The 24,602-nt window shown below is 46.1% G+C and carries 20 protein-coding genes; 19 read left to right on the top strand and 1 reads right to left on the bottom strand.

All coding sequences use genetic code 11. The annotated features are described in order from the left end of the window. Window positions 1-13 precede the first annotated feature (13 nt). The 5 genes from BN3656_RS15055 (at window position 14) to purD (ending at window position 5,691) form a co-directional block, all read left to right on the top strand. The gene (locus tag BN3656_RS15055) at window positions 14-2,104 is read left to right on the top strand and encodes an aminopeptidase (RefSeq protein WP_066549833.1); all 2,091 of its coding nucleotides are present in this window, start codon (window positions 14-16) and stop codon (window positions 2,102-2,104) included. Window positions 2,105-2,249: 145 nt separating this feature from the next. Further along, a complete protein-coding gene (gene purE, locus BN3656_RS15050) occupies window positions 2,250-2,762 on the top strand; it encodes a 5-(carboxyamino)imidazole ribonucleotide mutase (protein ID WP_066549830.1) in 513 nt (170 codons plus the stop codon). Between the two features lie 19 nt (window positions 2,763-2,781). Next, window positions 2,782-3,813: a phosphoribosylformylglycinamidine cyclo-ligase gene (gene purM, locus BN3656_RS15045; RefSeq protein WP_066550953.1), complete on the top strand. Its 1,032-nt coding sequence runs from the start codon at window positions 2,782-2,784 to the stop codon at window positions 3,811-3,813. Further along, window positions 3,807-4,400, top strand: a complete 594-nt coding sequence (purN, locus tag BN3656_RS15040; protein WP_066549827.1) for a phosphoribosylglycinamide formyltransferase — start codon at window positions 3,807-3,809, stop codon at window positions 4,398-4,400. The genes purM and purN overlap by 7 nt, the downstream gene beginning before the upstream one ends. Before the next feature lie 16 nt (window positions 4,401-4,416). Then, on the top strand, window positions 4,417-5,691 hold the full coding sequence (purD, locus tag BN3656_RS15035) for a phosphoribosylamine--glycine ligase (protein WP_066549824.1): 1,275 nt from the start codon (window positions 4,417-4,419) through the stop codon (window positions 5,689-5,691). Here purD and BN3656_RS15030 read toward each other — a convergent pair. Then, the gene (locus BN3656_RS15030; protein ID WP_066549822.1) at window positions 5,670-6,317 is read right to left on the bottom strand and encodes a hypothetical protein; all 648 of its coding nucleotides are present in this window, start codon (window positions 6,315-6,317) and stop codon (window positions 5,670-5,672) included. The two genes, purD and BN3656_RS15030, sit on opposite strands and share 22 nt — an antisense overlap. Before the next feature lie 178 nt (window positions 6,318-6,495). Here BN3656_RS15030 and BN3656_RS15025 point away from each other — a divergent pair, with 178 nt between their 5' ends. From BN3656_RS15025 to BN3656_RS14960, 14 genes are all read left to right on the top strand, one after another. Continuing rightward, window positions 6,496-7,008, top strand: coding sequence for an O-acetyl-ADP-ribose deacetylase (locus tag BN3656_RS15025; RefSeq protein WP_066549820.1), 513 nt, complete (start codon window positions 6,496-6,498; stop codon window positions 7,006-7,008). Between the two features lie 17 nt (window positions 7,009-7,025). Continuing rightward, the gene (locus BN3656_RS15020) at window positions 7,026-7,586 is read left to right on the top strand and encodes a flavin reductase family protein (RefSeq protein ID WP_066549819.1); all 561 of its coding nucleotides are present in this window, start codon (window positions 7,026-7,028) and stop codon (window positions 7,584-7,586) included. 343 nt (window positions 7,587-7,929) lie between these two features. After that, on the top strand, window positions 7,930-8,439 hold the full coding sequence (locus BN3656_RS15015; RefSeq protein ID WP_066549818.1) for a hypothetical protein: 510 nt from the start codon (window positions 7,930-7,932) through the stop codon (window positions 8,437-8,439). A 360-nt stretch (window positions 8,440-8,799) separates the two neighbouring features. Then, window positions 8,800-9,141 (top strand): transposase, encoded by a 342-nt coding sequence (locus BN3656_RS15010; RefSeq protein ID WP_066545712.1) that lies wholly within the window; start codon window positions 8,800-8,802, stop codon window positions 9,139-9,141. Continuing rightward, the gene (locus tag BN3656_RS15005) at window positions 9,141-10,046 is read left to right on the top strand and encodes an IS3 family transposase (protein WP_066549815.1); all 906 of its coding nucleotides are present in this window, start codon (window positions 9,141-9,143) and stop codon (window positions 10,044-10,046) included. Before BN3656_RS15010 ends, BN3656_RS15005 begins: the two co-directional genes overlap by 1 nt. A 198-nt stretch (window positions 10,047-10,244) precedes the next feature. Further along, window positions 10,245-11,804, top strand: a complete 1,560-nt coding sequence (locus BN3656_RS15000) for a hypothetical protein (RefSeq protein ID WP_066549810.1) — start codon at window positions 10,245-10,247, stop codon at window positions 11,802-11,804. Further along, window positions 11,791-13,305: a hypothetical protein gene (locus BN3656_RS14995; protein ID WP_066549807.1), complete on the top strand. Its 1,515-nt coding sequence runs from the start codon at window positions 11,791-11,793 to the stop codon at window positions 13,303-13,305. Before BN3656_RS15000 ends, BN3656_RS14995 begins: the two co-directional genes overlap by 14 nt. Further along, on the top strand, window positions 13,298-13,591 hold the full coding sequence (locus BN3656_RS14990) for a hypothetical protein (protein WP_066549804.1): 294 nt from the start codon (window positions 13,298-13,300) through the stop codon (window positions 13,589-13,591). Before BN3656_RS14995 ends, BN3656_RS14990 begins: the two co-directional genes overlap by 8 nt. Before the next feature lie 17 nt (window positions 13,592-13,608). Next, window positions 13,609-14,064, top strand: a complete 456-nt coding sequence (locus BN3656_RS14985; RefSeq protein WP_066549801.1) for an aminoacyl-tRNA hydrolase — start codon at window positions 13,609-13,611, stop codon at window positions 14,062-14,064. A gap of 15 nt (window positions 14,065-14,079) precedes the next feature. Continuing rightward, complete coding sequence (locus BN3656_RS14980) at window positions 14,080-14,271, top strand: hypothetical protein (protein ID WP_081422982.1); 192 nt, start codon at window positions 14,080-14,082, stop codon at window positions 14,269-14,271. 268 nt (window positions 14,272-14,539) lie between these two features. Further along, a complete protein-coding gene (gene dcm, locus BN3656_RS14975) occupies window positions 14,540-15,955 on the top strand; it encodes a DNA (cytosine-5-)-methyltransferase (RefSeq protein WP_066549798.1) in 1,416 nt (471 codons plus the stop codon). 20 nt (window positions 15,956-15,975) lie between these two features. Continuing rightward, window positions 15,976-18,573 carry a DrmE family protein gene (locus tag BN3656_RS14970; protein WP_066549796.1) on the top strand — a complete coding sequence of 866 codons (2,598 nt, stop codon included), beginning with the start codon at window positions 15,976-15,978 and terminating at the stop codon, window positions 18,571-18,573. Window positions 18,574-18,750: 177 nt separating this feature from the next. Continuing rightward, entirely contained in the window at window positions 18,751-22,263 is a 3,513-nt protein-coding gene (locus BN3656_RS14965; protein ID WP_242963020.1) for a helicase-related protein, read from the top strand. After that, window positions 22,260-24,602, top strand: coding sequence for a DUF1998 domain-containing protein (locus BN3656_RS14960; protein ID WP_066549789.1), 2,343 nt, complete (start codon window positions 22,260-22,262; stop codon window positions 24,600-24,602). The genes BN3656_RS14965 and BN3656_RS14960 overlap by 4 nt, the downstream gene beginning before the upstream one ends.

The following is a 24,602-nucleotide window of genomic DNA, read 5'->3' as shown; positions in this document are numbered from 1 at the left end:
GTAGGAGTTTTCTATGGATTACAGAATATTATTACGGGAAGAAAATGAAGCCGTAAGGGAACGCCTGGAGCTTTCTCTGGATCGTATCCGTTCGATTAAGGAGGAGGACGCTCGTCTGCCATACGGCCTTTATTTTAAACGGACCGCCGGATTCTTAGGCATGATCCGTGAGCTTTTAACTGCCAGGGGAATTGGGGAGAAAGAACTGCCGGAGAGCTGGGAGAAGCTTTCCTTAGAGGAGCTTTCAGACTGGAATCACCGCCTTTATGAGGATATTCTCCCTGAAAATTATGGGGAGAGCTTTGCCAATCCTGATTATGCGGCAGACTGTCTGGGGAAGGAATTTGGCCCTCTTTTATCCTTTCTTTATACAGAACTCAGGGGCTGCATTGTGTATGCCTTTGAAATGCGCCTGGAATATATTGCGATTTTGTGCGAGACCTTTTTAGAGGTTTATAACCTTTTTACCCAGGCATGGGAGGAGGAAAATGAGACTCCCAGGGAGCAGGCGGTACGGGATGCGCTGTACTGGTATGTGAGCGATTATGTAGATCTGCATCTGCCATGGCGGATCAGAGAAGGGCTGGATCCTGCTTTAAGCTTTGCAGCAGATATCATTATGGATTCAGACCTGACAGATCTGCGCTATCTGTATCAGTACGGAGAGTATGTTTCTGATTCAGAGCGTAGGCTGGCAGCGTTTATGGCTTCGCTGCCGGAGGAAACCATTGAAAAAATGGCCCATACCTATACAGAAGGCTACCGCCGCGGCTTTGAGGTAATGGGCAGGGATCTTTCAAAGAAAAAGACAGTGGTAGTGGAATACCAGCTGGGATTTGAGCGCATGATCCGCCGTGCAGTGGAGCAGTTTCGCAGCCTGGGGCTGGAACCGGTCTGCTATCGTGCCGCAGTGGAGTCCTTAAACCGCCGTTCAAACGGCAAAAGGGGATATTACGGTACGTCTGCCAACCGCCAGTATGATTATGACCACCGCTATGACAGCGCCCTGTATATGGGAAATGCTTTTAAGGAGCGCAAGCTGTCTATTTTAAAAACCGCTTATGAGGAATATAAAGACCTGGCAGCTATGTGTGCCGGTCCGGCTGTGGTGGAAACCTTTGGGGAAGAGGAATTTGAGCCGGTAAATAAGAAGACTGCGTTTTCTTTAAATGATCACCAGCAGGAGCTGACTCTTTCCTATGCCACTGCATCCAGGCAGATCGTGAACCAGTATATGCCCGGAGATGAGACCAGTTTTACCATCATCGCATTTCCAAGACCGGAGATCGGGCCTGATTTTGAGGAGATTTTTAAGGAAACTATCCGGATCAATACTTTGGATTACGATACCTACCAGAAAATCCAGCAGACGCTTATTGATGCATTGGATCAGGCGGAGTATGTGCGGATCACAGGACGGGAGGGTAATGAAACCGATCTGACTGTTCATCTGCACACTTTAAATGACCCTTCCAGGGAAACAAACTTTGAAAACTGTGTTTCCGATGTAAATATTCCTCTGGGGGAAGTCTTTACTTCTCCGGTATTAGAGGGAACAAAGGGCCTGCTTCATGTGAAGGAGGTCTATGTGAGGGAGTATCTCTTTAAGGATCTTCGTCTGGAGTTTGAGGATGGAAGGGTGACGGAGTTTTCCTGCGGAAATTTCGATTCAGGAAAAGAACTGGTAAAGCAGGTAATCTTAAACGGTCACAGCTGGCTTCCCTTAGGCGAGTTCGCTATTGGAACCAACACCGCAGCTTATGCCATGGCAAAAAAATACAACATCGGTAGCAAGCTTCCTATCCTGATCGCAGAAAAGACAGGGCCTCACTTTGCAGTGGGAGATACCTGCTACAGCTTTGCCGAGGATTCACCCATGTACAATCCTGACGGAAAAGAAGTGATTGCCAGGGACAATGAGATTTCCCTTTTAAGAAAAGAAGATATGTCCAGAGCCTATTTCAGCTGTCATACAGATATTACCATTCCTTATAATGAACTGGGGGATATCACGGCTGTAAAGGCAGACGGAAGTGAAATTCTGCTGATTCAGGCCGGCCAGTTTGTGCTGCCTGGAACAGAGGAATTAAACCGGGCGCTGTAATGCGCCCTTTTTTAAGCTTCTTTTTTAAAAGAATAGTATTGACGTTGCCAGAGTTTCTTAGTATTATAATTATAAGTAACATTAAGATATAAAAAGATACTTATTAGAAAAGCTAATATTTATTATTAGAAAAGGAGATTGAAACATGGCAAAAGTAGGAATTGTAATGGGCAGCGACTCAGATATGCCGGTTATGGCAAAGGCAGCGGAGATCCTGGATCAGCTGGGAATTGATTATGAGATGACGATTATCTCTGCCCACAGAGAGCCGGATATCTTCTTTCAGTGGGCAAAGAGCGCCGAGGAAAAGGGCTTTAAGGTAATTATCGCAGGAGCTGGAAAGGCAGCCCATCTGCCGGGTATGTGTGCAGCTGTATTCCCCCTTCCCGTGATCGGTATTCCTATGAAGACCTCAGACCTGGGCGGCGTAGATTCCCTTTATTCCATCGTACAGATGCCAAGCGGCATTCCCGTTGCCACTGTAGCCATCAACGGAGGAGCCAATGCAGGCATCCTTGCGGCAAAGATCCTTGCTGCTTCTGATTCAGGGCTTCTTGAAAAGCTTAAATTGTATTCCGAGGGCCTTAAAAATGATGTGGTAAAAAAGGCGGAAAAGCTGGAAAAACTGGGTTATAAAGAATACCTTGCACAGATGTAAAGGAGAGGATGAGATGATGATGGATTATAAGAAAGCCGGAGTAGATATAGAGGCGGGTTACAAGTCCGTAGAGCTGATGAAAGAGCACGTAAAGAAAACCATGCGGCCGGAGGTATTAGGCGGTCTGGGCGGATTTTCAGGGGCGTTTTCCCTGTCAAAGATTAAGGACATGGAGGATCCAGTGCTTTTATCCGGTACAGACGGATGCGGTACCAAGGTGAAGCTGGCGATCATCATGGATAAGCATAACACCATCGGTATTGATGCGGTGGCCATGTGCGTAAACGATATTGCCTGCGCCGGAGGCGAGCCTTTATTTTTCCTGGATTACATTGCCTGCGGAAAGAATTATCCTGAAAAGATTGCCGACATCGTAAAGGGAGTGGCTGAAGGGTGCTTACAGTCTGAGGCTGCCTTGATTGGAGGCGAGACGGCAGAGCATCCGGGACTGATGCCTGAGGATGATTACGATCTGGCAGGCTTTGCAGTCGGTGTCTGCGACCGGAAGGAAATGATCACAGGAGAGAGCTTAAAGGCAGGAGACGTGCTCATCGGTATGGCATCCACCGGCGTACATTCTAATGGTTTTTCACTGGTGCGCAAGGTATTTGAGCAGGAGATGACCGCAGAAGGATTAAATACCTATTATGACTGCCTGGGAAAGACTCTTGGAGAAGCCCTTTTGGCGCCTACCCGTATCTATGTAAAAGCATTAAAGAGTATTAAAAAGGCCGGAGTGGCCGTAAAGGCCTGCAGCCACATTACCGGAGGCGGTTTTTATGAAAATGTGCCCCGTATGTTAAAGGACGGCGTCCGTGCAGTGATTAAAAAGGACAGCTATGAGGTTCCGGCAATCTTTAAGCTTTTACAGGAAAAGGGAAATATTGCGGAAGAAATGATGTACAACACCTTCAATATGGGAATCGGTATGATCGTGGCAGTTGACCCGGCAGATGCAGAGAAGGCTATGGAGGCCATCCGGGCGGCCGGAGATACTCCTTATGTGATCGGCTCCATTGAAGAGGGCGAAAAGGGAGTGGCCTTATGTTAAGAACAGGGATAATGGTATCCGGCGGAGGCACTAATCTGCAGGCAATTCTGGACGCCGTTGACAGCGGGAAGATCACAGACACGGAAATCAGTGTAGTGATCAGCAACAATCCCGGCGCTTATGCCTTAGAGCGGGCCAGAACGCACGGCATTGAGGCTGTATGTATATCTCCGAAGGAGTTTGAGAGCAGGGAAGCCTTTAACAGGGCCTTTCTTGAAAAAGTAGATAAATATAAGCTGGATCTTATCGTGCTGGCGGGCTTTTTGGTAAAAATTCCTGAGGCTATGGTGAAAAAATATGAGGGAAGGATCATCAATATCCATCCGTCCCTGATCCCATCCTTCTGCGGTGTAGGCTATTATGGACTGAAGGTTCATGAGGAAGCGCTGAGAAGAGGCGTAAAGGTCACAGGTGCAACGGTACATTATGTGGACGGCGGTATGGATACGGGGCCGATCATTCTGCAGAAGGCAGTAGAGGTGGAAAAGGGAGATACCCCTGAAATCCTGCAGAGACGGGTCATGGAGCAGGCAGAATGGATTATTCTTCCAAAAGCAATCCAGATGATCGCCCATGGGGAAGTATAGGAGAGGAAGAGTTGATATGAAGATTCTGATCATAGGAGGCGGCGGAAGAGAGCATGCCATTGCATGGAAGCTTTCAAAAAGCCCCAGAGTAGAAAAAATTTACTGTGCTCCCGGAAATGCGGGAATCGCAGAGATTGCAGAATGCGTCAATATCGGCGTGATGGAATTTGACCGGCAGGTGGCCTTTGCAAAGGAGCATGGGATTGACTTAACCGTAGTAGCGCCGGATGATCCTCTGGCAGCAGGAGCCGTAGATGCCTTTGAGGCGGCAGGACTGCGTGCCTTCGGCCCCAGAGCAAATGCAGCGATTCTGGAGGGTTCCAAGGCATTTTCAAAGGATCTGATGAAAAAATACAATATACCCACAGCGGCTTACGAAACCTTCACAGACCCGGAGGAGGCCATCAAATACCTGGAAACTGCCAGAATGCCCATCGTATTAAAGGCAGACGGCCTGGCTCTGGGAAAAGGCGTTTTAATCTGCAGTAATCTGGAAGAAGCAAAGGAAGGGGTACGCACCCTGATGCTGGATAAGCAGTTTGGCTCTGCCGGAGACGAGATCGTAATCGAGGAATTTATGACCGGACGGGAGGTTTCCGTCTTATCCTTTGTGGATGGAAAGACCATCAAAATCATGACTTCTGCTCAGGATCACAAGCGGGCAAAGGATGGGGATCAGGGATTAAATACAGGCGGAATGGGCACATTTTCCCCAAGTCCCTTCTATACCTCCGAGGTAGATGCATTCTGCAGGGAAAAGATCTATCAGCCTACGGTGGATGCCATGAGAGCGGAGGGCAGAGAATTTAAGGGGATCATTTTCTTTGGTCTGATGCTCACTGAAGATGGCCCCAAGGTGCTGGAGTACAACGCCCGCTTCGGTGATCCGGAGACCCAGGTGGTGCTCCCAAGGATGAAAAACGATCTGGCAGATCTTTTTGAAGCCTGCATTGACGGCACTCTGGATCAGGTGGAACTGGAATTTGAGGACAATGCAGCCGTATGCGTAGTCCTGGCATCGGACGGATATCCGGAGCACTATGAAAAGGGCTATCCTATTTCCGGCCTGGAGCGTTTTAAGGATGCAGACGGATATTTTGTATTCCATGCAGGCACAAAATTAAACGATCAGGGCCAGATCGTCACAAACGGCGGCCGGGTGCTGGGCGTCACAGCCACAGGAGGCGATCTCAAAGAGGCCCGTGCCAATGCTTACAAGGCAACCGAGTGGGTGGAATTTGGGAATAAATATATGAGAAATGATATCGGTCATGCCATTGATGAGGTTTGAGGTTCGTTTGGGGGATTTGTTAATTCCCATTTCAATCGGAAACAGGGACATTTTTCGGAAACAGGAGATTTGAAAAATAGCAGTTTTAAGAAGAATTTTCCTATTTCAATCGGAAACAATACGGCAAAAAACTTCGAATCGTAATTCCCATTATATCGGAAATAAAGAGCAAAAATACACATGTCATAGCAAACCGGAAAAGACCACGGACAGTCGGAAAACCCTGACTGGCTGTGGTTTTTTCTCTTTTCTGCAGCAAAAATATATTGTGCCGCAGCAGGTACGAAAAATGGGAAAAGTGTTTTCAAACAGCCGCTTGTTTCTTTTCTAATAGGAAAAGCCAAAAATCCGGAAAACGCCTGTTTCCTTTTGAAATGGAACTGCGATTTTTTCAAAAAATGCGTCTTGTTTCCGTTTGAAATGGGAAAAGGACGAAAATTGACATTTTTGAAGAATTTCCCATTGTACCGGAAACAAGGGTGTAAAATTGCAAAATATTTTCCTATTGCAAAGGAAACAAGAGGTCGAAATCGAAAAAACCCAATTCCCATTATACCGGAAACAAAAGGGTAAAATTGCGATTTTGCAATTCCCATTGTATCGGAAACAGGGAGCGCTTTTTGCAATCATATAGTCACTTTCGAAAAATAAAAAATTTTCAACTTTTGAAAACGGAAGTATTTGAAAGACAATTTAGCTGTGCTTGCTGTGCTCCGCAGCTGAGAGTATTCTTTCCTATTAAAATGTGATATACTGACAGAAAACGGAAGAATTGAAAACAATCTATAATAAGAAGGTGATCAAATGCTTACAATTATTTTGGGAGACATTACAAAAGAATCAGTGGATGCCATTGTGAACGCCGCCAACACCAGTCTTCTGGGAGGAGGCGGCGTGGACGGCGCCATTCATCGGGCTGCAGGGCCGGAACTTCTGGCTGAGTGCCGGACACTCCACGGCTGCGAGACAGGACAGGCGAAAATCACAAAGGGGTACCGACTTCCGGCGAAATATGTGATCCATACGCCTGGACCGATTTGGAGGGGCGGTATCATGGGCGAGGAACAGCTTTTGCAGAGCTGCTACGAAAACTGCCTGAGGCTTGCGGCGGAGAACGGATGCCGGAGCGTGGCATTTCCTTCCATCAGCACTGGGATCTACCGCTTCCCCTTGGAAAAGGCTTCTGAAATTTCCGCAAGGACGATTCTTAAGTTTCTGGAAGCCCATCCGGACATGGAAGTGCGGATGGTGTGTTTTGACGGTGAGACACTTGGGTATTATGAGCGTGCTTTGAAGGAGCAGACTGAGATTTTATAATAGGAGGACATTTTACAATGAGAAAGAATTTTGGAGCAAAACCATGGACTTACCCGCAGCCGGTGCTGATGATCGCAACCTACGGGGAGGATGGCACGCCGGATGTGATGAATGCAGCCTGGGGCGGCATCAGTGACGACACGCAGATTTCCATCTGTGTCAGTGCGGATCATAAAACCACAGAGAATATCCTGGCCAGAAAAGCGTTTACCGTCAGTATGGCAGAGTCTTCCTATGTGAAGGAATGCGACTACGTTGGCATCGTGTCCGGAAACGATGTGCCGGACAAGTTTGAAAAAGTAGGCTTTCATGCAGAAAAATCAGAGTTCGTGGACGCTCCGATCATCAAGGAGCTTCGCATGGCGCTGGAATGCAGACTGGTAAGTTACGATCCGGAAAGCTGCCGGCTGGTAGGGGAGATCATCAATGTCAGTGCGGACGAGAGTGTCCTGGATAAAGATGGAAAGATAGATCCGGACAGACTGCAGCCCATTACCTTTGATCCGGTACATCATGAGTACAGGATTCTTGGAGAACGGGTAGGCAGGGCGTTCCGGGACGGATTGAAGCTGAAATAGCAGAATGCGTCGATCCTTTAACGAGGGACCGTTTGGCAGGAGACTGCCGAACAGGTCTCCTGTTTTTTACCAATAAACACAAAAAGATTTTCATAATTAAAACAGATGGATTGTATATGACTTCAGGTAGCGGTAAGCATTTTTTTATAAATAAGAGGCACACAAGTGATTCGAGAGCAGTTGATGCGTGGAAAGTTCTTTTTGCACCTGCTGGTTGCGTGACTTTCAGCTGAATTACTGGTAAAATAAAGATATATTAAGATTGAACTACAGGTTCATAGAAGTAGCAGTATAAATGTTGTAAAATAAAAACATAAGACACGAAAAAAGGAGGCTGGAAGTCATGAAATATTCATCGGCAGAGGCGGCAAAGCTGCTTCGAAAACTGAACGAGGAAGTGGAAAACCTGGAAGATCAGGAAGTAAAACGTCGTGAATTTAATGCAGCGTTGGGCGAGGACGTCGAAACCGTACGGCCGGCATACGATTATGCGGACACTCAGAGGAAGCTGAAGGAACTGCAGGCAAAAATTCGTACGGTTAAACATGCGCTGAATTGTTTCAACTCTACTACGGAAGTGCCGGGATTCGATATGACCATCGATCAGCTTTTGGTTTATATCCCGCAGCTGAGCAGAAGAAAACAAAAACTGGCTATGATGAGCAGCTGTCTCCCGAAAGAACGGGCGAAGGTGTCCGGTTTAGGAAGCCAGATTATTGATTACCGGTATGCCAATTACGATATTGAAGCTGCAAAAGCTGATTATCAAAGAGTATCCGACGAACTGGCAAAAGCTCAGACGGCGCTGGATCTGGTAAACACAACGATGACCATGGAAATCAAGATCGACTGATCTTTTTCCAGACGGGCGGACGATTCGTTGCTAAAAGCAGTTAAGGTTAAATGTGAAGGTTTTCCGTTATTTGCGTTGTTATCCTGTATACGTTAATGTTCAGAGCATTGGATTGCAGAAAATACATTTTAACGAAGATGTTCGTTTTTTCCGTCCGCGAAAGCCATTATCTGGAACTTATGGGTTCCGGACGGCGGCAATGGCATGGTTTCAGGCCGCATTTGAAGAGAAGTATGAAAAGTATCCTCGTCCATGACGGGGATTTTTCTGTATATTGGTGTTGTATCATAAAAGTTGACACCCTATTCTCAAGGATTTTGATATATAATCATAATCAATACGAGAACGGGAGAAAAACCTATGGCACAGAATCAAAAATCTTATGACAATGAATTTAAAGCACAGGCGGTAAAGCTTGCCCAGGAAATCGGCGGTCATAAAGCTGCTCAGGAATTAGGGATTCCAAAGGGTACTATGTACACTTGGATAAAAGCCTTCAAAGAGGGGCGTCTCAGTGCAAATGAAGCAGTTCATACGCCCAAGAATGCTTTATCCCTCAACGATGAGCTTATTGAACTCAGAAAGCGTGTAAAAGAGCAGGATAAGGAAATTCGTCGCTTAAAAGAAGAAAACGAATTCCTTGAGCAAGCAAGTGCTTTTTTCGCAGCCAGCCGTCGGAAGTCAGCAAAAAACAGAGATTAATGTTTATTGCAATCAAAACGGATGACGGCCGGATTAAGGGTAAAATTTCTTTTTATTGCAAAGTGCTTCATGTTTCAAGGCAGGCATTCAACAAATTCCTAAAAGCAAAAGATACCCCTTGGAAATATCAGGCACTGGCAGATGCAATGCTTGATATTTGCAGCGAAGATGAATGCAATGACACTTATGGAAGAATCCGTATGTATCAGGCCTTACAGCTCAAACAGCCTGAGGGAGTACATATTCCCGGTGAGAGAACTGTTTATCGTGTCATGGCAGAAATTGGTCTTAATCATAAACCAAAACGTAAGCCGAATGGTATTACCAAAGCTGATAGAGAAGCCAGTAAATCCGACGATTTAATCAAGCGTGACTTCGCTGCTGAAAAGCCCCTTGAAAAGTGCATGACCGATATGACTGAAATAAAGGCTTCTGACGGGAAGCTCTATGTTTCAGCTATCTTTGACTGCTATGATTTAGCAGTATTGGGACTTGCTATGGATACAAATATGAGAGCTACCCGATGCGAACAAACCTTAGAGAATGCTTGCAAAGCTTACCCGATGCTCCGTGGAGCTATTCTTCACAGTGACAGGGGAACCCAGTATACCAGTGAGCTATATCGTAAAGCTATCAACAGATATGGCATTGTTCAAAGCATGAACAGTGCCGGTGGCAGATGCCATGATAATGCCAGATGCGAAAGCATGTGGGCACGCTTCAAAGAGGAATTACTTTATGGTCGTTACGATCCTACCTCAATGACCGTAGAGCAGTTAAAGACGCTCATCTGGAGATACTTCATCAGCTACTGGAATAATCGGAGGATCTGCTCTGCTAATGGTGGACTACCTCCAATGGTTAAGCGACAACAATACTATGCTTCGCTACAGGAGGCAGCATAAGGTCGAACATTCTTGAGAAAAAAGTGTAAACCAATATTGACAATATCAGTGATTTCAAATCCGTTGTCGTGCTTACTTCATTTTACAAGAGTAGAAAAGAAGTATTGCGGCAACGGATTTTTTATGTTCTGCATCTGCCGGTTGCATGACTTTTAATAAAACCGTTGATAAAATGAAAGGATGGAAAGGAGGGACGATATGGATAAAAGAAATCGGTATCTTGTCCCGCTTGATCTGGTCATGGATTATCCGGTAAACTGGGAATTCTGGCGGATTCTGCGGGATTTGATCCAGAACTTTTACGACAGCATCGGATACGAAAATTTTCATAAGGAGTTTGATTACAATCATACTGTTGATAAAACAGGTAACATCACGCTTACCATGAAAACGAAGAACCATCCCTTTTCCTATGAATGGCTGACTTATTTCGGAGGAAGTACTAAGACCGGACAGGAAGGGTATGTTGGAAACTACGGAGAGGGATTCAAGCTGTGCGCCTTATGCCTTGTACGGATGGGATGTGATTTTATAATGGAATCCCAGAACTGGAAACTGCGGCCTCAGGTTTATACGAAGAAAATAGATGGTCAGAACACCAGGATGTTGGGGTATCAGGTGGAAGAACGGGAGGATGACGGCGAGACCTGTCTGGTAGTAACCGGTATCGATAAAAGCCGTGAAAGAATAATCCAGGAAGGGCTATTGGAATTTTTTTATCAGGGAAATCCGCTGTTTGGCCGCTGCCTGGCGGATACGGAAGATTATGCAGTGTACGAGCGGTCTGAGATGAGGATTCCTTCGGCATGGTGGGAGAAGGACTATGGGCTTTTGTACTACCGTTACCTTGCCAGAGGAACCCTGCCGTTCCGGTTGGTGGTTCTTGCCAAAACGCAGAAATATGATTCCGAAAAACGGGATCGGAACACGATGTACGGGTTTGAGATTCCTTCTCTGATCTATAAAGTAGCCTGCACCATGACACCGACAGATTCCTACGAAATGCTCCGGCACATGAAAAATCATTGGGCGGAAATGCCGGTTATGACATCACGGTGGCCCTTGGATCTGAATACCTGGTACTATGTGGTTTGCCAGCTTGTGAGAAACATGGCAATGGATGATGGGATACGGGAACGGTTCGTCAAAGATTATCCTGCGTTGCTGTATATGGAGAGAACCGGATCCGACCCGGCTCAAAACCGTAAAATCAGACAGGCAAAGGAATGGCATCGGAGTTCCGGAAAGAAGGAGCAACTGGTAAATCCGATCTTCCGCCTTCTGGGTGTGCCATCGCTTCTGGAAACTTACAGGGAACATGTGGAACAAACGGTCTTTTCCGTTCCGGATGCAAAACAGGAAAGAATGGATGCCATATTGGAAGCAGCCTATGAAACCGTTGTGCAGGCAAATCTGGGGCAGGATGAGATGCCGCCCAAAATTGTGATAGGCAACGATGACAGCAGAAATCCTATGGAGTTTTGCAGCAGAGAATATGGTCAGAAGAGAAAACGAGGAAGGATTTCCAGGAAATACAGAGTGGAAAATATCCTCCTTAAGCCGGAAGATTATAGCGAGGACTGCTTTCCAGAGACATTTATAAAATACTGCAAGGGCCGGTTCCGGGCATTCGGGACGGACCGGAGTGAGCGGATGACCGTACTCTTGACCTATCTCGGCAGTTGGATGTATGAAAACCGGAAGGAGTTAAAGAAAGCAGAAAAACGATGGAAGGAGGCTGCGGATGCAACAGATTGAAAAGCTGAATCTGGTCATGTCTTATCCGGTTAAATGGACAGTTTTCGCGGTCATGCGGGATTATGTTCAGAATTTTTATGACGCCGTTGGACCGGATCGGTTCGGGAAGGATTTTTCCTATGCATACAATGAAGAAACAAAATCGCTCAGGATGCAGACTAACAGGGATTTTTCCATGGACTGGCTTACCTGTATAGGAGCGTCGAGCAAACGAAGTACTCCCACTCCCATGCAGGTGGGAAGATTCGGCGAAGGTTTTAAAATCGCTTCCCTGATTGCCTACCGGGATTATGGCTGGGATATCACAATGGAATCAAGGGAATGGAAAATGCATGTGACGGAAGCAGCGGACAGGATCGACGGTACGGAAGTGAAGGTTCTGGCTTACGAAACCGAGGAACGGGAGTTTCTCGCTGGATCTGTGCTTACACTGAAGAATGTATCCAGACAGGATGCAGATCTTTGTGAAAAGGCTGTGGAGGATTACTTTTACAGAGAAAATCCAAACTTTTTGGAATCAATCGCTGAAACAGACTTCTGTGCTGTTTATCTTCCGAGCAAAGGAAGCCGATTTGAGGAAAGAGGTGCATTGTATGCAGGAGGACTGAACCGGATTTCCCTGGGCGTGCCGCTGATCGTGTGCAACCATACCTACCGTCCCGAAAAAGAAGGAAGGGAACGGGATCATTTTTACGAAAACGATATTAAACGCTGCTCGAAAGAGGTATTTGACCAGATATCACCGAAAGCGGCAGGAAGAATCCTTCGTGTGCTTGAACGGGTATGGAGCCGATCCGCAAAAGCCGGTCGTTGGGATTACGATTGGGAGGAAACCGTCAGCCATCTGATTCGTCGTGTGGCGGAGGACAGTAAGGAAGTGGAAAGATTCCGGAAAGAGTATGGAAGCCGCCTGGTTGCCGACTTTCCGGATGAAGAGTATGGAAACCGGAGGAAACTTGCTTTAGCGTGGTTTGGAAAAAGCGTGGAATTCGGAAACCGAAGGATTGTGTTTAGCGATTTTGAAACATTGAGCATTGATTCACTGGACAGTCTGTGCAGGGAGCATGGAGGTTATGAGCAGCTTCGTGAAGCGAATCTCAAGGAGCAAAGATATCTGGATATCCTGGAACGGATTGCCGCAACTGTTTTTAAGGGATATGTCTGCTACAACCAATTCCCACACTGCAGAATCATTACCAACCGAACGGTAAATGCCGGTTCCGCTTTTTCGGTTGATATGACAGGAGGAGAGAAAAATTCTTTTGGACTAAAAGTTCGCCAAGAGATAAGGACGATTCAGCTTCGTGTGGAACTATTCGCACAGGATCGGTTTTCGGAAGCAGTGGCAGTGTATATGCACGAGCTGATGCACCAGTTTGGTGGGGACGGTTCGGAAGCATTTCGAAAAATGATTACGCTCATGGCCCTGCAGATGCTGCGTGAGGCCAAACAGCTGGAAGAATACGAAAAGGAATGGAAGGCGGTGGAAGGCGATGTTTGAGGATAAATACGACCGCAGCTCATGGGACGAGCAGTATGCTTATTGGCATCAGGAAGGGTATGGGATCGGATATGCAGAATCCTACCTTAGATATTTAATACACTGCATCAGAAATAAAGAAGAAACAGAAGAGGAGAGAAAAGAAAAGCTGTGGACCTTCTTTGAAACGAAATGTGCAGATGGCCAGTACAAAGAGTTTTGTGCGCTAGTTGAGAAGTACCCGAATTTAAGTAAAGAAGCGCTGATCAGGAAAGTGCTGATGGAAACGGAATATTGCTATTTTTAATATATGGAGGAACAGAAATGCGACAGTTAATCATAGCGAGAAAAGATTTAGAGATGTCTGCCGGGAAGCTGGCGGCCCAGTGCTGCCATGCCTCCGAAGCTTTTTTAACCAGCCATTTGCGGGACAGAGCGAATGTAACGGAAGTAACAGATGCGACAGGAAAGCTCTGCTACAGGGCGGAATATATTTTCTCAAAAGATGTGTATGAAGACTGGATCTGTGGGATTTTTACCAAAACAGTCTGCGAGGCCAAGAATCGGAACAATCTGCTGAAAGCGAAGGCGATGGCAGAGGAGCTTGGCCTGGAAGAAGGAAAGGATTTCTTTCTCATACGGGACCGTTGTCTCACGGAGCTGGAGCCGGAGGAAGTGGATGAGGACGGAATCGGCTGGACACTGACGGCCATTGGTTTTCAGCCACTGGACGACGAAATTGCTCACAAAATCAGCAAGAAATATCAGCTTTACAAATAAAAGAAAAGGAAAGCTATGAGAAAGATTAAAAGAAATGTAATTCGATGCAATCACTGTGGGGATGTGATCGAATCACGAAGCTGTCACGACTTCGTTACCTGCCACTGCGGGAAGTGTGCTGTGGACGGCGGCCTGGACTATCTGAGAAGGATGGGGGATGACGGGGATTTTGAGGAACTGGCGGAGTATGAGGAAAAAACTGAATAAGAGTTGGATGAGGAGCTGTCATTGATATGAGAGCTCTTTTTTGTTGCTATGAGTTGTATTGAAAAAGTAAATATATGAAGGATATAGGAAAAAAATGACATAAATTCTTCTATTTAGTTATTGTTATGATATAATATTCTTGAATATTTGTGTTAAAACCAATTATCGCCATAACGGAATCATAATTTGCATATAGGAATTACTGATTCTTAAGAAAAAAGCCGTTATAAACGGTTGGAGGAAAAAATGGGTAGAGGAGACAGATAAAATGCGTATGATAGATTTGTGCTGCGGAATCGGCGGAATAAGGAGAGGTTTTGAATTGGCCGGTGAATTTGAAAATGTCCTGTCAGCGGAAAAAGACGAATATGCCTGTCGGACTTATGAGCATTTGTTTGGCGATAATGCAGAAAATGATGTGACATATGATGAATTCAGAAAGACGGTCTGCAGGACGGATTATGATGTACTCCTTGCCGGATTTCCATGCCAGGCTTTCAGTCGGATCGGTTTACGGGAAGGATTTAAGGATACAACAAAAGGAACAATCTTTTTTTACATCGCTAGAATTATAGAACAAACCATGCCGAAAGTGGTTTTTCTGGAAAATGTTGAAAATCTGGTAAGTCATGACGGGGGAAATACGTTTAAAATCATTTTAAACACACTGGAAAATGAATTGAACTACCATGTGGTAGGTGTTACAAGGGGAGAGGACGGAAGTCTGATATACGATAAGTCTTCCTTTATCAGAAATACAAAGAACTTCGGTCTTCCGCAGAACAGACCAAGAGTATACATAGTTGCATTCAGCAGGGACTATTTCGGAGAACACCTGCAGCTTATTCCGGACAGTACGCCGGTAAGAAACAATAGGGTTATTTTTGGCTCAGTAAGGGACATTCTTGATGAATATGTGCCGGACAGCTTTTTTCTTGCTTCCGGTTTTTTGGAGACATTACAAAATCATAAGGCCAGACAGAGAAAAAATGGAAACGGATTCGGATATCGGATTGTCAATGCCGAAGGTGTCGAAAATCCCATTTCCAGCACTTTACTGGCTACGGGAGGTTCGGGTAAGGAGAGAAATCTGATTTACGATCCGGTTAACGGAAGAAGATGTGCCGGCATGATGGTAGGAAGAAAGCAAACGCCGATTAACAATGAATACATCAGAACAATGACGCCGGAAGAATGGGGACGTCTGCAGGGGTTCATCGGTTATGCATTTTTGGATGAGAACGGAAATGAAGGTTTTTCATTTCCAGAGGGAATATCGAATCAGCAGAAATTTAAACAGTTTGGCAATTCCGTATCAATTCCGCTTATAGAAGAAATGGCACTGTTCATAAAGCAGTGTGTAAAGGACATGACGGATGCTTTTTCGGAAAAAGAGAGAAGGAGATACGCCGTTCCGGGGCCGCAACTTAGAATGTTCATAAATCTTGAGAAGGAATTGAAAGAGGAAGTCAAACCGAAGACCATAGAGAAATGCTGTCGGATTGTTTCCGAAGTGGGAATTTCAAATGAGTTCAGGGTGGAAGATATCCGCAACATTCTCGGCGTGTCTCAGGTTTCCGCATATAATTTTCTTCACAGAATGGAAAGGGCAGGCTGTGTGAGGAAAGAAAGAGACGGATATGAACTTGAAAACAAAAAGGGCGAATTTGCAGTAAATGTTTAACGGAGAGGAGAGGTGATGATATGGATACCGAGGGTCTGAACAGGTGCCTTGAGAAGTGCGACATCTGCCTGGATGGCCGGCTCATTTCCAGGGAACTTATTCTCCGCTCCTTTTTGAAATTTCTGTCAAGGGAGGCTGAAAAAACGGAAAACAGCGGAAGTATTGTGCTTCATCTTGGCTCTCCGTGTTTTGATGCCATTGCGATCGTATGGGCAGCTTTTGCAGTGATCATGGGAAGTAATACGAGCGTTGAAGATATAGTACGAACGATCCCGATTGGAGATAAGGTACTTTACGGGAAAGAACGTGGAGAATTCAAAGGAATAGAAGTTGATTCTGACGGTAAGGAATGGGCTGTAATTGGTCAGGGAAAAGAAAAAACGAAAAGAGTCGGAAGAAGAGGCTGGGCTTTGATTGTTCCGTATCAGGGATTGTCTGAGAGATATGATGGGAGAGGAATCCGCTCACAGAACGGTGCCAGAAAAAGATTTCTGTCGGAAATTTTAAACTGCGAAGAAAAGGATATTCCGGGGATTACGGATACTTCTGTTATTTTTGTAATGGATCGGTACAGGGCGGACAGATACATGAAAGGCCTGACAGTCAGGTACGGTGACAGTGAAATCAGCATTCTGGATTTGATAACGGCATCCTATTTTACGGACGGAAATGAGTATCCTTATGGCGGAAATACAGGAAAAAATGAAGCAATGCTGAAATTTACTTCAAAGATTTCCGTCGGACTCGACATGACATGGAATGCAGAAGGAAATGAGCATATGGGAATATTTGTGTGCGGAAATTCCCTGATTGAACAGGGTAATGAAAGCATGGAAATCAACCAGGCAATGAATCGGGAAACACTTGGTTTTTCTTTCGTGTGCGGAGGCATGGATCTTTCCTGTGGGGAAAGCCTGGTAGCTGAACATGAAGAATCGGGTGTTTTTGCCTGCACGAAGGATTTTCTTCTTGAAAATACGCTCCCACCAACAGAAAAAAACAGCCTGACACTGGAACTGGATCGACAGGCAGGCGCTGTTATTGACAGGGAAATCGTTACACAGGTAATTCCGGGGGAAATCAGCTGGCAGGATTACAGGAATTTTAAAACGGCTGTGGGACTGATAAAAAGGGATGAATTGGATGATGAGGAGAAGAACAGTATTATATTTCCGGCATGGTCCCTTATGAAGCTGTTCATGACGGCGCCGTTTTCATTGGATGAGATGGAAAAGGAAATTACAGAAGGAAAGATTCAGGCTGAAGAACCCATGAAAATGTTGGGAGAACTAGAAGAACGGCTGCAAAACCTGCCGGATAATTTGAAGGGCAGCGGAAAGAAAATTGCGGATATACTTACAAAATTGCTTTTTGTCAGATATGACGGTTCTCCGAAAAGGGAACTTGTAAGAGAGTATGTGGAAATGCGACGGAAAAAGAAGATGGCAATTGTTGTTCCGAATGCATATTATGCGGATATTATGTGGGATTTTGTTCTCCATGATTTTAAGCAGAATGCTTCCGGAATAGATATTGTGCCCGTAAAGCGTTTTGACGGAACCCGTATTTATGACGATATTCTGATTGTCGGCAATATTTCCGGCAGGCGTTTTGATGTCTTTCGCTGTATGGCTGCACCCAAAATCACGGTGCTGCTTTATAAGCCAGAGGAAGCAGTGTTCAAGGCAAAAAGCAGGAAGGGATCCGAACGGGATCGATTGTTTAATTCAAGACAGCAGATAATCGGAGAGGAAAATGATTTGCCGGAGGAGGACGAACTTCTGAAGGAAGTGGAGGAAATTAACAGGGTGGATGAAGAAATCGTCCGATATGCGGAAGAGGTTCTTGCCGTGAAATTTGATGCGGTGGTCAGACAGGGCGGAAGTGATGCTTCGGCACCGCTTTCGGATGTGGCAACACTCGTGCATTTTGAGGATGGAGAAGGTGCAATGCTGACGAAGTATTATGAGGCATATGTCCTGAATGAGGAAAAGAGCGAGGTCGAACAGAGGAAAGCGGATGACCTGAAAGTCGGAGACAGCATGGTATTTCTGAACAGGGACAATGAAACCAGGGACATCGTGGATTACATACTGAATGAACTGATCCGTACCGAAAGGATTAACAAAGAATTTTCGGAAAGATATGCCATGTCCCGGCAGTGGAAAAAAGATCTTTCACAGTATATGGAGCGTACCGGAGAAACACCGAAACGGATTGTGAAGAAAATGATTGCGAACGGAGTCAATGTTCAGCCTGCCACCATTAAAAACTGGCTGAATGAAGACACGCGTACAGTAGGTCCGCAAAAAGTGGAATATCTGGAACAGATTTCGCTTTTGACGGAAAATGCTGAAATGTTTGATCATGCCAACGATTATTTTGAGGCATGCCGTGATGTTAAACGTGTCCGCAGAGTCATACTGCAGGAACTTGGCGCGGCAATCATCGGCAGTCTGGAAGGCGAAAAGTCCGTCAGCGGTATTATTCCGGCAGAAATACGGGAAAGACTTGATACAATGGCTGTGGTACTTCGCATTGAGACAATAGTAAAAACGGATCAGTCCGTGCCGGCTTATATGACAAACCGTCCGATTGATCTTGAAGGAGGAGTATAGCTTATGGGGATTAAGAACGAAATAATCGGTGCAAGGGACGAGTTTATTGTCTTAATAAAAAAAGAATTGCTCGGTCCGGGATCCGAAGTTTCGGTACCGGATGCGGAACACGAGCTTATAACGGCTTCTCCCGAAAAAAGGTATTCCATTGGGATACTTTTCCCGCAAGGAAGAAAAATGAAAGCCGATAACGGGGATGTTGACAGCGGGGAGGAGGAAGAAGAAGGAAAAGAAACGGTGGACGACATATCGGTAACGGAAGAGAAAATTGAAAGCTCTGATTATACCGCCAGGGAAATAAAGGAAGAAAAAAAACAGGAAGAAGAAGATGACGATGATCCTGATTCCGAGGATAACCTTGATGAGGAAGTCAGTCTTGCGGCACAGAACATGCCGTCTTCCTTTGGAATTTCCTTTTTTGTTAAGGGAAATACGGACAGGATCCATGTCTCGCTGAAGTACGGAACTTACAGAGGTTCCAGAATTGAAGACTGCCGTATTCCGTTTGTGCCCATGCTACCGGATGATTACCGTGTCCCAGAAGCTGCTTCGGGATATGTAACATATGATGCTTCCGAAAGAACTCTTAAAATGCTTAGAGGATTTAATCGCAAGGATGTCAGACTCCTGAAGGAATCGGACAGGCTGGACACGGATGACGATCATATTATTGACAACATGTATAAACTTGCGGATCAGCTGAAAAGCGGATATGTCAGGGAACCGCATGAGCTGAAAGACATTGTTATTGCATTTGGGGATTCAAATTATGCGGATTCTGCTGAAAATCTTGATTCCGACCTGGTTGGCATTACCGCACTCAGAAGACGGATGGAAAACGGAAACACGTCCCTGACGGTCATGGTAATAAATAAAAAGAGCGGTCATGCTGCGGGGGAAAGCTGCATATTTCAGCCGGAACTGAAGGTTGAATCCGCCAACAATAATTTTGTGTTTGCGGAATATACGGGCAATGCGGATTTTGATATCCTTGATGCCGAGGAACAGTCCCTGGAACTTCAGTATCGGAACAAGCATGTTTATGGGACAGGGCTCGGAACGGCGGTAAACTGGGATATTGATGAAAAAGGAAACGGAAGTATCAGAAATGACTTTTTCCCGGAATTTGAAGTACCTTCCATGGACTTTAATTTGCCTGGGGATTGCGGCGTAAATCCCAGGACACTGTCCATGAAGTATCTTTCTGATCTTGACGATACGGACAGGAAGGAAAAAATCAGCAATTTAGACAGCCTCGTAGGTGCTTATTCAGTCTGGATTGATGAGCTTGCGAATCGTGCGGATACGCTGGACGGTTGTTTTTCCGCCGCAGCGAAGAAAAATCTTAACGGCTGTCGGGCTGCATGCGAAAGGATGCGTGCCGGAATTAAGATTCTTGAAAGCGACGACCAGGCATGGAACGCTTTTCAGCTTGCCAATCGTGCCATGTTTATGCAGAGAGTCCAGCTGGTTGTTCAGAGAAAATGGCCTGCAACCTTTCCGGAGGACAGGGAGTTATCGAATGTTCTCCAAGGGATTGATTACAGAACAGCGGACATGGAATTCCCAGAGGACAGGTATGCATGGAGACCGTTTCAGCTTGCATTTATGCTTCTTGACATTGTATCCGTAACCGATGAGAAATCCGCGGACAGGGAGTTGGTCGATCTGATCTGGTTTCCTACCGGCGGCGGAAAGACGGAAGCTTATCTGGGACTTACGGCCATGACAATATTCTACAGACGATTCCGCTATCCGAATGAGAGTGGGGGGACGACGGTTATCATGAGATATACGCTCCGTCTTCTGGCCGCACAGCAGTTTACCAGGGCATCGACACTGATTTGTGCCTGTGAGGTCATCAGAAGGGACAGCGAATCAAAAAAACATGATTATCCGGCGTATCCTCTTGGTAAAATGCCGATTACCATCGGGCTTTGGATCGGCGGAGATCATACGCCGAACGATAACAAAGGGGCAGCGCAGAATTTAAAGAATCTGAATTCAAAGGCATCATATAATCTGGAATATGCAAAGGAAAAATATAATAAATTTCAGGTTCTGAAGTGTCCGTGGTGTGGAACCAGGCTTGTTCCGGAGAAGGACGGAAAGAAAAACCGTGGCCAATTCGGATATAAAATGCGAGGGAACCGATTTGCACTTTTCTGCACTCGGCAAAGCTGTCAGTTTGGCGGAGGTCTTCCGGTTCAGGTTGTGGATGAGGAACTGTACAGGGAACCGCCCACACTGCTTTTCGGCACGGTGGACAAGTTCGCAATGCTTCCATGGAATGAACAGATCGGAAATTTCTTTGCCCTTGGAAACGGTAACAGGGCACCGGAACTCATTATTCAGGATGAGCTGCATCTGATTTCCGGTCCGCTTGGAACGATGGTGGGACTGTATGAAAGTACGATTGATGCCCTGTGCCGTAAAAAAGGAAACATTACGAAGATCGTGGCTTCAACCGCCACGATACGAAGAGCGGTCGAGCAGTGTGCCGCACTGTACGACAGAGGTGTCAGCCAGTTTCCTCATCCCGCACTTGATGCGGAAGACTCCTTCTTTGCAAGGGAGTCAAAAATTAATTATGAAAACGGTGTGTTTGGACGGAAATATGTCGGACTCATGCCGTCCGGCAAGACAAAGGCTATGATGGAGATCCGTGCAATGGCTGCAATGCTGCAGAAAGCCAAGGACATGGATCTGTCCGATGAAGTCAGGGACAAGCTTTGGACACTGACTGCCTATTTCAACAGTTTGAAGGATCTGGGCAAGGCGGCCACAATGGTGGATGATGACGTAAAAGACTTTATGAAGCGGATGTGCTACCGACTGAAATCCAGTTCGGAGGTCAGAAGCATCGGAACAGCCGATGAACTGACAAGCCGTGTAACCACGACGGAACTGAACCGCACGCTGGACAAACTGGAAAAAGTCCGTTATTCGGCGGAAGGAATGAAAAATCATGTTTATCCGTGCAATGTGCTTCTCGCAACCAATATGATTTCCGTGGGCATTGACGTGGCGAGACTGAATGTCATGCTTCTTGTCGGACAGCCGAAACTCACAAGTGAGTACATCCAGGCATCAAGCCGTGTCGGGCGTGAATATCCCGGTGTCGCGTTTATTATGTATGACGGTGGGAAAAGCCGTGACCGGTCCCATTACGAGCAGTTCAGGCCTTATCACGAGTCATTCTACAGACATGTGGAACCCACGGGGGCAACGCCGTTTTCGATTCCTGCCAGAAGGAGGGCGCTTCATGCCGTAATCATTGCATATCTGAGGCTTTCCGTAAAATCCCTGAGTGCGGAAGACGGTGCCGCGGGATTCCGAAAAAAAGATTATGAGGAATCAGTGAATGAAATTACGGATTTTATGGTTAAGCGCTGTACGGATGTTAACCGCAGAATCAATCCGAACATGGAAGATGATGCGAATGCAATCCGTTCCGAAATAAAGGAGATTATTGATAAATGGGAAGATCTGGCCGAGAATGCCGAAGAAGGTTTCTGGTACGGTAAGAAATTCATGGTCAATGGACCTGACGGACCAGGGGAACGGCTTTTGAAAACATTCGGTACATTCAGGGAGGATCCGGCTTTTGAAACCATGACCTCCATGAGAAATGTGGATGTCATGGTTCCCGGAAGCATTATTGAATGGAAGGAGGAGAGGGGTTTATGAGCATGAAACAGGTTACAAAAATCAGACTGAATGCCACCTCTCACTCAGTGCGTGCGGCGCAGGCGGTACTCCAGTACGGTGTCGGCGCAATGGTGGATTTTCCCTCGCAGACGCTTATGACTGCGGCTCCGGAATATTGGCAGGATCAGGTTGTGCATATCCATGATGAACGCCTTGAGAAGTCTCTGGGAGTAAGATATTTCGGTATGCCAAAGGGCGGAAAAAACGGTGACGGAATCGCGTATGCCCGTTTTCCCGAATGGTATTTCTGTCCGAAATGCAGAAAATTTCAGCCTCTGTCGCGCTGGATTGCCGAATTCAACAGTAAGGCCAAGGAAAACGAAAAGGTAAATAATCAGAACATGAGCAGGGTACTTCGTTGTCCGACGGATCGTGTGGAACTTGTGGTGGCGAGAATCGTGACGGTATGCCAGTACGGACATATTAATGACTTCCCATGGGTAAAGTGGACTCACGCAAAGAGTTTCGGAGGAGCCAGGGAAGTATGCGGGAATCCACAGCTTAAATTTACTACCAGTCCGGTTGCGTCCGAGGGCCTGGAAGGTCTGAGTGTAAAATGTGAATGCGGCGCATCCGCCACACTTTTGGGAGCGTTTAATGACGGAGAGTTTGAAAGACTGGATGAGAAATACCCTGGAAGATATAATTTTACATGTGAAGGAGGACAGCCTTGGAAGGGGGAACGTGAAAAAAACTGTGGTCTCTATCCAAAGGTGCTGCAGCGGGGAAGCTCGTCCGTATATTTTCCGGTGACGGCAAGTTCGCTCGTGATCCCCCCATTTTCGGACATTATCAACAACAGGATTGAAGACAGCAGTCTGTACGACGAATTCCGAAACGCGGTTAAAACCATACGGGGGCTCAAGGGTATGCCCGCTCAGCTTCAGGAAGAGAATATTCTGTCGGTTGTAAATGATTATTCAGAGCGGATTGCTGCAAATATTGGATGTGATCCGAAGCAGGTCAGGGAGATTCTGGAACGAAAGATGCTTTCCAGAAACGAGAAAAATTATGATACCGGAAGCATTGAATACCGTGCAACGGAATATGATGCCCTTTCCGGAAGGTCGTCCGTGGAGAATACGGATGCATACAGCGATTTTAAACGAACTGAGACGGATATATCTAAATACAATATTCCGTATATAAAGGGAGTGTCGCTGATTGAAAAAATCAGGGAAGTTCAGGTCCTTCTCGGATTTTCAAGAATGGAACCGTTTTCGGCCTCCATGATCAGAACGGGGTCAAACAGATTCGTTTCCGTCAAGGCAGAGGAAACGGACTGGTATCCGGGTTACAATGTATATGGGGAAGGAATCTTTATTGAGTTTGACGGCGACGCGATAGATGCATGGAGAAGCGGGAATGATGATCTTGAAAAGCGCGTGCGTACCCTGCAGGAAAATTATAATAATTCATTCCTTGGAAGTCAGAACCCGAGAACGGTTTCGGGTAAATTTCTCCTCCTTCATACAATTTCCCATCTGTTCATAAAGCAGTTGAGTTTTGAATGCGGGTATAACATATCTTCATTGAAGGAACGAATTTATTGCGGAGATGCTGCCGACGGAAAGGAAATGGCGGGTATTCTGATTTATACGGCCAGCGGTGATTCCGAAGGAACGCTCGGAGGACTTGTGCGTCAGGGAAGATACGATGCGTTCCCCAACATATACAGAAGGGCTGTTGAGTCCGCGGTTACCTGTTCAAATGATCCGGTATGTTCTCTGAGCAAGGGACAGGGACGGGATTCATTAAATCTTGCCGCCTGTTATTCCTGCGGCCTTCTTCCGGAAACCTGCTGTGAGGAGTTCAATGTGTTTCTTGACAGAGGCGTGGTTGTCGGTACATATGAAAATAAAAGGCTCGGATTTTTCCATGAGCAGCTGTACGGAAATGTCGGATGGAAAGCATGCGAAAAAAAGGCTCCGGAAACAAATAAGAAAAAAGAGGAATGCGGGACGGGAAACATTGTCATGATGGCAGGAACGGACATGAGAGGAGAAGACTGGACGGCTGTACTGTCCGACATTCTCCAGTTTGCAGAGACGAAAGGCGAACATGAATTTGCCGGACAGCTTATGGATAACGGACTGTTTGACGGCAGGAGAATGCCCGTCATGGATGTAAAATTCGTGACGCCGGCAGACGGAGGGGAACATCACTGCGATTATTACTGGCCTGATCAGGAAATAATGTATTTTTCTTTCGGACAGGAAAAAAGCAGGGATGTTGCGGAAAAAGCAGGAATAAAATGCATTTACGGACCGGACGGATATACGGAAACGGTAGAGAAAATCATTAAGGGGATGAAGTGA

Origin of the sequence: Clostridium sp. AT4 (genome assembly GCF_001517625.2) — a bacterium.
Lineage (GTDB): Bacteria > Bacillota > Clostridia > Lachnospirales > Lachnospiraceae > Enterocloster.
Note: the sequence above shows the minus strand (reverse complement) of the source record. Positions and strands in the feature narration are given on the sequence as shown.

Excerpts from the sequence above, each read along its gene's own strand:
- BN3656_RS15055 (WP_066549833.1), top strand. The coding sequence starts at position 14 with ATGGATTACAGAATATTATTACGGGAAGAAAATGAAGCCGTAAGGGAA.
- purE (WP_066549830.1), top strand. The coding sequence starts at position 2,250 with ATGGCAAAAGTAGGAATTGTAATGGGCAGCGACTCAGATATGCCGGTT.
- purM (WP_066550953.1), top strand. The coding sequence starts at position 2,782 with ATGGATTATAAGAAAGCCGGAGTAGATATAGAGGCGGGTTACAAGTCC.
- purN (WP_066549827.1), top strand. The coding sequence starts at position 3,807 with ATGTTAAGAACAGGGATAATGGTATCCGGCGGAGGCACTAATCTGCAG.
- purD (WP_066549824.1), top strand. The coding sequence starts at position 4,417 with ATGAAGATTCTGATCATAGGAGGCGGCGGAAGAGAGCATGCCATTGCA.
- BN3656_RS15025 (WP_066549820.1), top strand. The coding sequence starts at position 6,496 with ATGCTTACAATTATTTTGGGAGACATTACAAAAGAATCAGTGGATGCC.
- BN3656_RS15020 (WP_066549819.1), top strand. The coding sequence starts at position 7,026 with ATGAGAAAGAATTTTGGAGCAAAACCATGGACTTACCCGCAGCCGGTG.
- BN3656_RS15015 (WP_066549818.1), top strand. The coding sequence starts at position 7,930 with ATGAAATATTCATCGGCAGAGGCGGCAAAGCTGCTTCGAAAACTGAAC.
- BN3656_RS15010 (WP_066545712.1), top strand. The coding sequence starts at position 8,800 with ATGGCACAGAATCAAAAATCTTATGACAATGAATTTAAAGCACAGGCG.
- BN3656_RS15005 (WP_066549815.1), top strand. The coding sequence starts at position 9,141 with ATGTTTATTGCAATCAAAACGGATGACGGCCGGATTAAGGGTAAAATT.
- BN3656_RS15000 (WP_066549810.1), top strand. The coding sequence starts at position 10,245 with ATGGATAAAAGAAATCGGTATCTTGTCCCGCTTGATCTGGTCATGGAT.
- BN3656_RS14995 (WP_066549807.1), top strand. The coding sequence starts at position 11,791 with ATGCAACAGATTGAAAAGCTGAATCTGGTCATGTCTTATCCGGTTAAA.
- BN3656_RS14990 (WP_066549804.1), top strand. The coding sequence starts at position 13,298 with ATGTTTGAGGATAAATACGACCGCAGCTCATGGGACGAGCAGTATGCT.
- BN3656_RS14985 (WP_066549801.1), top strand. The coding sequence starts at position 13,609 with ATGCGACAGTTAATCATAGCGAGAAAAGATTTAGAGATGTCTGCCGGG.
- BN3656_RS14980 (WP_081422982.1), top strand. The coding sequence starts at position 14,080 with ATGAGAAAGATTAAAAGAAATGTAATTCGATGCAATCACTGTGGGGAT.
- dcm (WP_066549798.1), top strand. The coding sequence starts at position 14,540 with ATGCGTATGATAGATTTGTGCTGCGGAATCGGCGGAATAAGGAGAGGT.
- BN3656_RS14970 (WP_066549796.1), top strand. The coding sequence starts at position 15,976 with ATGGATACCGAGGGTCTGAACAGGTGCCTTGAGAAGTGCGACATCTGC.
- BN3656_RS14965 (WP_242963020.1), top strand. The coding sequence starts at position 18,751 with ATGAAAGCCGATAACGGGGATGTTGACAGCGGGGAGGAGGAAGAAGAA.
- BN3656_RS14960 (WP_066549789.1), top strand. The coding sequence starts at position 22,260 with ATGAGCATGAAACAGGTTACAAAAATCAGACTGAATGCCACCTCTCAC.